The 11966-nt window shown below is 44.4% G+C and carries 6 protein-coding genes and 1 other RNA gene; 5 read left to right on the forward strand and 2 right to left on the reverse strand.

Translation table 11 applies throughout. The annotated features are described in order from the left end of the window. Positions 1-22: 22 nt before the first annotated feature. A complete protein-coding gene (locus M2134_RS15630) occupies positions 23-745 on the reverse strand; it encodes a Bro-N domain-containing protein (protein ID WP_280752494.1) in 723 nt (240 codons plus the stop codon). A gap of 77 nt (positions 746-822) precedes the next feature. Then, positions 823-1222: a transfer-messenger RNA gene (ssrA, locus tag M2134_RS15635) on the reverse strand. 132 nt (positions 1223-1354) lie between these two features. Here ssrA and M2134_RS15640 point away from each other — a divergent pair. The 5 genes from M2134_RS15640 to M2134_RS15660 all read left to right on the forward strand — a co-directional run bounded on the left by M2134_RS15640 (position 1355) and on the right by M2134_RS15660 (position 11540). Then, on the forward strand, positions 1355-1687 hold the full coding sequence (locus M2134_RS15640; RefSeq protein WP_280752495.1) for a type II toxin-antitoxin system RelE/ParE family toxin: 333 nt from the start codon (positions 1355-1357) through the stop codon (positions 1685-1687). Beyond that, positions 1668-1970 carry a helix-turn-helix transcriptional regulator gene (locus M2134_RS15645; protein ID WP_280752496.1) on the forward strand — a complete coding sequence of 101 codons (303 nt, stop codon included), beginning with the start codon at positions 1668-1670 and terminating at the stop codon, positions 1968-1970. Before M2134_RS15640 ends, M2134_RS15645 begins: the two co-directional genes overlap by 20 nt. A 438-nt stretch (positions 1971-2408) precedes the next feature. After that, a complete protein-coding gene (locus M2134_RS15650; protein ID WP_280752497.1) occupies positions 2409-5540 on the forward strand; it encodes a TonB-dependent receptor in 3132 nt (1043 codons plus the stop codon). A 42-nt stretch (positions 5541-5582) separates the two neighbouring features. After that, positions 5583-7247, forward strand: coding sequence for a RagB/SusD family nutrient uptake outer membrane protein (locus tag M2134_RS15655; protein WP_280752498.1), 1665 nt, complete (start codon positions 5583-5585; stop codon positions 7245-7247). Between the two features lie 264 nt (positions 7248-7511). Further along, positions 7512-11540: a two-component regulator propeller domain-containing protein gene (locus tag M2134_RS15660; protein ID WP_280752499.1), complete on the forward strand. Its 4029-nt coding sequence runs from the start codon at positions 7512-7514 to the stop codon at positions 11538-11540. Positions 11541-11966: the final 426 nt, after the last annotated feature.

The following is an 11966-nucleotide window of genomic DNA, read 5'->3' on the forward strand; positions in this document are numbered from 1 at the left end:
TGCAGCATAACTAAGACGATGATCATGAAGAGACATCAACGCATCGCAAAACTATTTGATGAAAATTTCTGGGTGAATCGTTGACGAAGTCAGGAGAGGCTTCCGCAAGAGTATTCAAGGCAATCTCAAGATTTGTCATATTATCACGGAGACTCTCTTTCTTCAGTCCTTTCAGGTTCTTATACTCTTTGGTGGTACGTCCGCTCCACTCTTTGGTTATGATATCTGTTAGTGAAGCATATTGATGCCCAGCAATCCCACTACGTTGCCATTCATCAGTAAGCTCTTTCCGTACCTCAATGCTTTTGATGCGCTGATTGATCCAATTGTCAGAATAGCCCAAACGTTTGTAATCCATTATGGCTTGATCAATCGAGAGTTCCGGGTCTTGGATCTGGTCTACTCTATCACTGGCAACTTGCGCCATCCATTGTTTAAAAGGTTCTGCCTTAGGGGAAGGAATGGACTGTATCAACCGGAAAAGCTGCTCTGTGTCAGCGACATCGGTCATTCTCATTTTGCCATCGGCAGCACGTAGCTTCAAAGTGTGACAATTCGTCACGGTTTCATTTCCTTCTGCTTTTAGCCTCTGTTTAAGCTTTCTCCAGTATGCCGCAGGATCAACACTGTCTGTTAGCACTTCCACTACATCCACAACAGAAAAGTACCATACCTCATTCTCATCATCCCAAAGGGTACGGATTCTCTTGTCCTCAAATAGCTTTAATGATTCTTTTTTTACCATAGTTACTCCTTTCTTCTCATTGTTTCTCATTGCTTAAAAACTACCCAATACAAAAAAAGCCTGAATATCAGGCTTTCTTGTGGAGCTGGAGAGATTCGAACTCTCGTCCAAACGAGGAATTAATTTGCTTTCTACATGTTTATCTTCGCTTTGATTGTCGGGAAAGAGCAAGACCGAAGCCACCAACTCAAACCTTAGCCTTTAAATTTTCACCGGAAGTCCAAGGCTAACTGCCGGCTATCTCCGATATTGCTGCACCACCTGATCGGAAAGCTTCGGAGCCACAGCATCCGGGTGATGTCACGTTCCAGCACCTTGTGCCGGAATTAAGCTACAATCTACTATACTTCGATTAAGCAGCGAGAGCGTAATTAGTTTCGCCAGTTAAAATGTTGTTGTCTGAGATTAAAGTGCAAGCCAACCACGCACTACATGCTTACAAACCACTTCTACCCGCTGTCAAAACCGGTCAGCCCCAGAATTTATCTAACGAATTGAAACCACAAAGATACGAATATTTTTCGAATCATTGATCCTTTTAGAAAAAGGGGGGATATTTACCCCAAGTTCACAATTGTACAATTGTGCAATTTTATATACCTTTGTACTGTGAAGCGAAAGGTTATTACATACGGTGGGTATTTTGAGCGCTTTATCGCTACTCTCACGGATAAAGAGTTGAACAAATTAGACTATATCATCTCTTTATTGGAAACAGAGGAAAGAATGCCTGTTAAGTTTATCCGATTTATTCGAGATGGTTTGTATGAACTCCGTATGGAATATAATAAAAATATTTATCGTGTCTTTTTTATCTTTGATGAGGGGCAAATAGTTGTTCTTTTCAATGCCTTTCAAAAAAAGTCCCAAAAGACACCTACAGGAGAAATCGAAAAGGCATTTAAAATAAAGGAGGCTTACTATGCAGACAAACGATCATAAAACAAGAGATTATAGCTCAGTATTAAATCAGAGATACGGAGCACATGGGACAAAAGAACGTACTCAGTTTAATGAGGAAGCGTATGCTTTTTATACCGGTCAGATATTACTGGATGCCCGCAAGAATGCTCATTTAACCCAACAGGAGCTAGCGTCTCGCATCGGAGTCGACAAATCCTACATTTCCCGCATTGAAAAAGGTATTACCGTTCCAAGTGTTGCCACCTTTTACCGGATAGTTAGTGCTTTGGGATTAACCGTAGAGCTTTCACCTGCTTTATAAGATTGAATAGCGCCGAAAATTCTGCAGCTCTAAGGAGCACTCACCACTCCCCTAACCACAAGTACACTTTCCCATACAGACGAGCGATTTATTTACGAATTTCCTAAAATATGTAACAAGAGATCAAATTTGTGTAACAAAAATCGGCTTATTTGAAAAAAACCTTCCATACATTTGCTTCCAACAAGGAGGTGTACGCCTTCCATCTGCGGACATCTCCGAGTTTTTGATGAGAGAAACCATAAACTGTTTGTAAAAACCGACTAAAAAGAGTAAAAGAGTAAATATTCACTATATGTTAAACTTAAAAATTATTTTGCGCATGAAACAAAGTTAAAAAGAGAGAACCACTATCAACAGAAGGCTACGTAAGATACTGCTTACAGGCCTCTTTTTATAATTAAAATCACATTATTTAAAAATCACCAATCAATGCTTATGAAAACAAAAATTTTGTTTTTGCTGGTATTTGTAGCTTTTTGCAGTACGACTGCCATGGCACAATTCCAAATTAAGGGAACTGTTGTCTCAGATAATGATTCTGAGCCAATGATCAGTGTTACTATTCTCGAAAGTGGAACCTTCAACGGTTGTGTTACCGACCTTGATGGTAATTATACTATTCAGGTAGCAGACAAGAATGCCTCCCTGGAAGTTTCTTTTATCGGTTATGAGTCACAAACCATCAAGGTAAATGGCCGTAACATTATCAACATTCGTTTGAAAGAAGACACCAAACTGCTCGACGAAGTAGTGGTTGTGGGTTATGGTGTTCAGCGTAAGAGTGACCTTACGGGCGCTGTTTCTTCGGTTAACGCAGACGATATCAAGAACCTCACAACCGTAGACGCGGCGGCTGCTCTTCAGGGTAAGGCTGCCGGTGTTCAGATTCTGAACACATCCGGTGCTCCCGGTTCTGGTGCTGCTATCCGTATTCGTGGTTATTCTTCTAACTCAAGCAACCTCGGTCCGCTGTTGATCGTCGATGGTTTGAAGGTTGACAACATCCAGTATCTTGACCCGTCCATGATTAAGTCTATGGAGGTATTGAAGGATGCTGCTTCGGCTGCGATCTATGGTGCGCAGGCAGGTAACGGGGTTGTCCTGATTACGACCAAAAGCGGTAGTGGCGAAGGTGGCCGTCCGAAAGTATCTTACTCTTTCAAGGCAATCAACCAGAGCCTTGGTAAGACTCCTGAAATTTTCGGTGCTAAAGACTGGATCAAGTACAAAGAATTGTCGGGTTACGATATGAAAACGCTTTGCGAAAGCTATGGTGTTAACTATAACGATCCGCAAGAAACAGACTGGGTAAATGAGGTATTCGGCGACAGCTGGGCTACTCAACACTCCGTTACATTCCAGGATGGCAATGACAAAGGTCATTTCTTTACCTCTATTAACTATGTAGACAACGATGGTATCGTACGTGGCAAGAAAGACACCTATACCCGTCTTTCTGCTCAGCTCAACGCAGACTATCAGCTCTACAAATGGATTAAGGTAGGAACAAACACATCTATAGAGAAATGGTCTACCCGTAACATCAGCCACCAGAGCGCTTATGGTTCTATGTTGGCTCCTACCCTTCTGCTCGACCCGCTGACTCCGGTTTATTGGGATAGCGTGGATCAATTCACGACAAGCATGAAGGAACAATATGCCAAAGATCCTTCAAGCATCTGGGTTGCTCCGAATGGTAAGTACTACGCTACTTCCAAGTTCCAGAACGACGACAACGGTAACCCGCTCCTGCAGCGCGACCGTCGTAATGCCACAAGCGGAGGTTTCAACATCCGTGGAACAGCCTTTATGGACCTGACTCCTTTCGATGGTTTTGTCTTTACATCGCGTTTCTCTTACCGCATCGCGCAGAGCAACAGCCACGACTATTCTGAACCCTATTATATGAATGGTCAGGCAAGAGCTACAGACTATTCTATCTCAGCCAATGCCAACAACAACTACTATTATCAGTGGGAAAACTTTGCCAACTACAATAAGACATTGTTCGAAAAGCATAATATTGGTGCCATGATCGGTATGTCATATACTGAATCCCACAGTGATAACGTATCGGCTTCTGCCAGCGGTACAGGAGGTAATAAAATTCTCTCCGGCGACGCTGACAACTTCAAGTATCTCAACTATGTAAACTCAGCAGCGACTACCACCAAGAGCATTGGTAACCTACCGGGGCAATCGGCCAGTCTCTCTTACTTCGGTCGTGTGCTTTATACCTACGACAACCGCTACAGCTTGCAGTTCAACTACCGTGCTGACGCATTCGATACCTCTAAACTGCCTGCCGACAAACGTTGGGGTAAGTTCCCCTCTCTTTCTGCCGGTTGGACCATCAGCAATGAAAAGTTCATCAAGGATAACATCAGCCGTGAAACATTATCATTCCTGAAACTGCGTGCTTCCTGGGGTCGCAATGGTAACATCAACGTACTCAGCAACTACCCATACATTTCGCCGATCAGCTATAATTCTTCCTGGTATCAGTATGGGGAAAGTGCAGATCAGCACTACGGTTCATATCCTTCCGGTCTGGCCAATCCAAACCTCAAATGGGAAACATCCGAACAGTTAGACCTTGGTCTTGATATGCGCTTCCTGAACGACCGCTTGGCCGTTAGCCTTGACTACTATAACAAGGACACCAAGGACTTATTGATCTCCATCAACCCGGTGCCTGAAGTATATACAGGTTCGACTATCGTAAACGCCGGTGAAGTAAACAATAGAGGTTTTGAATTTGAAGCTTCTTGGAGAGATCGTATCGGTGACCTCGGCTATAGCATTGCCGGTAACTTCTCGACCTTGAGAAACCGGGTGACTTATCTGTATGATGACATCACACGCATCACAAGTAATACAGGAGGTGTGTCTGGTACAAACAACATGGTTTGCACCGCTTTCGAACAAGGCCACTCTATCTGGTATTTCCGTGCATACGACTATGCCGGTGTGAACCCTGAAACAGGTGCCGCTCAATTCCGCAATAGCGAAGGCGAGATCGTTTCTTCTTCCGAGTTGAGCGATAAGGATATGACCGATATCGGTAGCGCTATTCCAAAGCTCACCTACGGTATCACGATCAACCTCGACTACAAAGGCTTCGACCTCTCTATTTTCGGAACGGGCGTTGCAGGCAATAAGATATTCAATATCCTCTACCGTGCGGACACACCTATGCGTAACTCGTTGAAGTATTATATGGACAATGCTTGGAGTGCTGACAACAGAGGCGCTTCTATGCCGGAAGTTGGCAATGTAGCTCAAGACCGTTACTTCTGGAGTTCCAGTGCGGCTATGTTCAATGGTTCTTACTTCAAGATCAAGCAAATCCAGCTCGGTTACACAGTACCTAAGCATATCACACAGAAGGCGCTGATCAAAGATCTCCGTTTCTTCGTTTCATTGGATGACTTCTTCACCTTCTCGAAGTATCCTGGTATGGATCCGGAAACGGCAACGACTTCCAACAATGGTGGCGCCGGCTTTGATATCGGTACTTACCCGACGATGAAGAAATGTACATTTGGCGCAAGCTTTGCCTTCTAATTGAGACAAGTACTATTGAAAAACTAAAAAAATAGATTCATTATGAAAAAAATAATATTTTCCCTTTTAGGTGCTGCATGCCTCTTCGTTTCTTGCGAGGATCGTCTCGACATTATACAGAAGGGTGTAATCTCGCCTGAAAATTTTTATCAGACTGACGACGATGCACAGAATGCACTCAACAACCTCTACCAGTCATTCTGCTTGAATATCGCTGGCAATGAAGGTATCTATGTGGCTCTCCCATTGCTCTTCAACGAGGCAGGCGACGATATGCTGGCTGCTGGTAATATGTATGGCGACAACGACTTCGGTGCACAAATCAACGAATTCCGTTATGACTCCCAGAATGAAGTGATCCGTAATGCCTATTGGGGGCTCTATGGTGTAATTTTCGACAGCAACCTGGTGATCGACAATATTGAGCCGGATACACAGGTTAAGAAACGGGTATGCGCCGAGGCTCGCGCACTCCGTGCCTGGTCACATTTAATGCTTACTATCGGTTGGGATTGTCCTCCTTTGGTGGATCATATCCTTCCTGCTGACGAGAAACCAAGCAACTACGAAGGCGGTCATGACGGGCTGCTTGAATGGTGTGCCAAAGAAGCAGAAGCAGCCGTTGCTGACCTGGATGAACGCAGCAGCCCGACCGATAAGGTGGGCGCTTCCAAAGTAACAAAAGGCTTCGCACTCACGGTTGCCGGTAAGGCTCGCCTCTTTAAGGGCGACTACGCGGGGGCAAAGAATCTTCTTAAACAGGTGATCAATTCAAAGAAGTACGAACTCGTTCCTACCGATCGTTGGGCTGATCTGTTCCACCTATCAGGTGACCTTTGCGAAGAGATGATTTTCCAGGCTAACATAGTTGAGAATGCTGCTATTGGCACTTGGAGCAACAAGATCCAGCGTACTGGTTGGATGTTTAGCCAATTCTGGAACTGGCGTACCGACAAAATGGCTTCTAAGCCTTCATTTATCGGCACTGACGGTTGGGGAGGCCACTCTATCCGTGCCGATTTCGCGGAACGTATGTTGGCTAACGATGGGGATTCTCCTCGTCGTAAGGCGACCTTCCTCACGGAGGACGAATTCCTTTATGAAATGGAATGGAACGGAACGAAGGATGAAGGCCTGACACGCGAACAACTGGAGGTTTCCGACAAGATTGGTATCAAAGAACCGACAGGTCTTTATGGCTTTAATAATTATTTCGCGCACAAGTTTATTTATCGCGCGGAGGACATTTCACATGGTAACTGGGGTTACAAGAACTTCACTATCTTCCGTTATGCCGAAGTATTATTGATGTATGCAGAGGCTTGTGCACAGACTAACGACGCCGATGGTCTCCAGTATCTGCAAGAGATCCAGAAACGCGCCGGCTCGAATCATATCTCTACTGCGCTCACCATGGAAGAAGTTAAGAACGAGAAGGGCTACGAAATGTGGCTGGAAATGGTTCGCTTCCCGGATATGGTGCGTTGGGGTGATACCGATGGCGTTGTAAACAATGGAAAGAATATTCCTTCTACCTACGATGCATTCTTCGCAGATGGTGAATCTAAACACCGTCACTACGTGAAATTTTCAAATCCGAACCAGGGTACGACAGGTTTCGTGAAGGGTAAACATGAATATTTCCCATTCCCGTTTGCGGCTACTTCAATCAATCCGAACCTGAAGCAAAACCCAAGTGGTGAATAAAAAATAAAAACCGAATCTATGTATTAGTTTGTTGTTTTAGGTAAATAGATTGGTATAAAGGGAGTGTGTTCTACGGATGGTTTTCCATGCCGGGAGCACGCTCTTTTTTGTGTCATATGGCATAAATCGCACCGCTTCCGGATAAAACGATGGTTTTTTCTTTATATTTGCATAATATAGGATGCGCCTTAACATAGCTCAAGCGAGCTTGGCTCTGTGTTCGGCTTTCACTACATTTGTACTTATCTTTGATTGACCACTATTATGAAGCACAAATATATATTCTGTATGACCTGTTTGTGGATATGTTTTTTCTGCCATGCCCAATCAGACAAGTTGTTTACGACCGACAGAGAACTATCCAGTAGCCTGATAAATACCATATACCAAGATCGGAACGGCATGATCTGGGTAGCCACTGAAGATGGACTAAACCGGTATGACGGAGCCAAATTTACCTCCTACAAACATGAGCAGGGCAATATCCATTCATTATCTCACAACTACGTACGAGCCTTGTTCGAAGACAATCAAGGGCATTTATTTGTCGGCACCGTAAATGGTGTGCAGCTATATGATGCCGCCACCGACAGTTTTTCTCCCCGAGCCGAATGGGAAAATGGTAAAGTATATGGGCATAGTGTCAACGCCATTATGCAAAAGAAATCGGGCGAAGTACTGATATCCGGTAACGTATCCTGCACCATACGCGTTACACCGGAGGGTAAACTAATCGTTGAAAAATTATCATTACCCATCCCCAAGGTCATGACGCAGGACTTTTTTGAAGACAAGGCCGGAAACCTCTGGATCATTGCCAATGAAGAAGGAGTCTACCGCCTATCGTCCGATAACCAATACAAACACTACCTGAAACAAGAAGGAGGAGCTCCGATTATCTCTATGTGCCAGGACGAGCAGGGCATTATTTATGCTGCCAGCACCGGACATGGGCTCTTTAAATACGATGAAAAAACAGATACGTTCACTCCCATCCCATACAACGGCAAATACGACCTGCTCCTGCAAAGCCTATTTATCAATAAAGAAGGAGAGATACTGATGGGAACCGATGGTGAAGGAGTGAAAATATACAACGCTAAAACCAATGAAATAACAGACGGACGATTCGAGAACAGCCACTTCGATCTGACAAGATCCAAAGTACACACCATACTAAAGGATCAGGCTGGCAACTTCTGGCTGACCATCTACCAAAAAGGGATTATGATGATCCCGGAGCAGCCCAACAACTTCAACTATATTGGTCCTAAATCTTTCGATCAAGACATCATCGGCTCGTATGCCATCACGGCCCTTTGCCGCGACCACCAAGGGACGCTTTGGGTAGGTACCGACAATGACGGCATCTATGGCATAACAAACGAAGGAAAACAAAAGGTACATTATTCGCACACACAGAATCCAGCCTCTGTCTCTCCTATTATTATTACACTTTACGAAGATTCGGAAAACAACCTATGGTTCGGCTCTTTCATGAACGGGATGGGAAAGCTAAACCGGGAAACAGGGCATTGCACCTACCTGACCGATCTGCGCGATAAGGGCGGAAAACGTGTACAACGCGTCTACTGTTTTGCTGAAGACACCAAGAAAAGACTATGGATAGCTACCATGGGAGCCGGTCTGTTTTATTACGACCTAAAAACAAACCAAGTGCATCCCTGCCGATTTACAGGTGATATACGAGTGAGCGATTGGATTTGCAGTTTGTTATATTCAGACAAAGACAATGCCCTTTACATCGGAACTTACGACGGATTATTCCGCCTGGATCTGAATACCGAAGAGCTTAATGTGGAATGTATTTTCCCTTATGGCATTGTCCATTCCATCTTTGAAGACAGCCGAGGTACTATTTGGTCGGCTACTTCCGAAGGATTATCCGGTTGGGACAAAGAAACAAAACAAATAATCACCTATAATGTCAAAGACGGACTGCCCAGTGATGTGATCTTTGCCATTCGGGACAGCAAACAAGGACACCTGTGGATCAGCACGGATGCCGGCCTATCTCAATTCAACCTCGAAAACCGGGAGTTTATCAACTACTACGTAGGCGACGGACTGCAAGGAAATGAATTCAGTAAAAACTCCTCTTTCAAGGACAAAAACGGCATGCTCTGGTTTGGAGGCGTAAACGGGATTACCTATTTCAATCCGGAAGACATCATCAAACCCTCCAAGAAGTGGAACGTACGCATTACCGACTTCTATCTCCACAACAAACCCGTCCGTAAAGGGATGAAATCGGGACGGCATGACATTATCGATCGACCGGTATTCGAGGCCGATACATTCCGTCTATCGCATAAAGACAATGCCTTCAGTATCGAGTTCGCCACGAAAGAGCCGAATAGTCCCGAACGCATATCATACTCCTACTCTATGAACGATGCCGACTGGGTGACATTGCATAATGGCATTAATCACATATCCTTCAACGACCTACCACCCGGCACCCACCGCTTTCGGATCAGGGCAAATGATTACACGCAACTTTCGGACGAGAGAGCGATTACCATCATCATATCGCCCGCTTGGTATGCGTCGGGCTGGGCAAAATGCTGTTACGCCATCCTGATTGTATTGGCTTTTTGCCTTATTATAGCGCAAATCAGGCATCGCAACCGCGTACGCCAGGAAATACTAGAACATAAACATGGCGAAGAGATCAACGAAGCCAAACTCCAGTTCTTTATGAACATATCGCACGAGATACGAACGCCTATCTCCCTTATCATTAGTCCCTTGCAAAAACTAATGGTTTCCGACGAGGATCCGGAAGAACGGCAACGATCATACCGCACCATTTCACGAAATTCCGAACGTATACTGCAATTAGTCAATCAGCTGATGGACATCCGGAAAATCGATAAAGGACAAATGCAAATGAGGTTCAGCGAGGTTGATCTCATTGACTTTATAAAGAACTTACACCACACATACCAGTATCAGACAAGTGTAAAAAAAATCGACTTACAATTTAAAGCCACCTCCGATACGTTGCGCGCATGGGTTGATCCCAAAAGCTTCGACAAGATTATATTGAACCTGCTTTCTAATGCATATAAATTCACACCCGAAGGAGGCAAAATCGAGATGATGATCCATACGGGCCATAACGATACAGAAACGGGAGCGCTACGAGATTATGTGGAAATCATCGTATCGGACACAGGTATTGGCATCAGTGAAAGCGAGAGAAACCGTATATTCGACCGGTTTTACCAGATTCACAATAGCCAGAACAATTCCAACGTTGGCACCGGAATCGGACTCCATTTGACACGATCCCTGGTAGAATTGCATTACGGGACCATACGGGTAGAGGATAATCCGGAGGGAACCGGAAGCCGCTTTATTGTACGTTTACCTTTAGGGAAAGAGCATCTAAAGCCGGAAGAAATAGATACAGAAGTAGCATATACAGCTCAACCGGTGACAGAAGAACCTATCGTCGCAACAACCCCATTGGAAGAAGAGAAAGCGAAACCGAAACCGAAAAGCCGATACAGGGTACTGGTTGTAGAAGATGATGAAGAGATACGAAAATATATCTGCCACGAATTGTCGGGTAGTTTCCACATGCTGGAAAGCGTGAACGGCAAGGAGGCCTTGGCTATGATACTAAAAAAAGCACCAAACCTGGTGATCAGCGACATCATGATGCCCGAAATGGACGGATTAACCTTATGCCGTAAAATCAAACAGAATGTAAACATCAATCATATACCGGTTATTCTATTAACAGCTAAAACGCATGAAGAAGACAACCTGGAAGGATTGGACGTGGGAGCAGATGCCTATATGACCAAACCTTTCAGCATCGATATCCTTAAGAAAACAGTCGAAAACATCATTGAAAGCCGGGAAATGTTGCGTAATTGCTTTGTTGGAAATCAGGAGCAGGAAATAAAGCAGCCTACATCCGAACTGCAATCAACCGATCATAAATTGCTGGAGAAGATCATGCATGTGATAAACAACAACCTGGGCAACCCGGAATTGAATGTTGAAATGATCTCTTCGGAAGTTGGAATCAGCCGCGTACATTTATATCGTAAACTAAAGGAACTGACCAATCAAAGCACCCGCGATCTGATACGTAACACCCGCTTAAAACATGCGGCAGATCTACTGACATATAAACATTATAGCATTACAGAAATAGCCACCCTCACCGGGTTTACAAGTACCTCGCTATTTTCCAGAGCATTCAAAGAATTCTATGGCGTCTCCCCTAAAGACTATACGCCTCCTTCAGCATAATAAAGGCTCTTAGGGACTTTAATGACCTTAATAACTTTAACAGCCTTAGGGACTTCAAGGGGTTTAACGACTTTAAGAATCTTAGGAGCCTTAGGGACTTCAAGAACTATAACAGCTTTAACAACCTTAAGAATTTCAAGGATTTTAGGGTTCTTAGGAACTTTAAGCACCTCAACTGGCTGAAAGCCACCCGGCCCTAAAGGGGCGAGTTCCGAAGGAACGATGAAGTAAGCCCATGGGTAAGCAGGCTGAAAGTCTGCGCCACCCTGGGTATCACGACAATACAACAAGTGAGTTCTGAAGGAACGATAGATAGTAAGGCTACGACATTAACCCCTTTAAACCAAAAAAAGAGCCTGTTCAATTAAGAACAAGCTCTTTTCAGATTAAATCGGCAGCTACCTACTCTCCCACCTTGTGAGCAGT

This window comes from Parabacteroides sp. PM6-13, from assembly GCF_029892605.1.
Classification (GTDB): Bacteria; Bacteroidota; Bacteroidia; order Bacteroidales; family Tannerellaceae; genus QVMG01.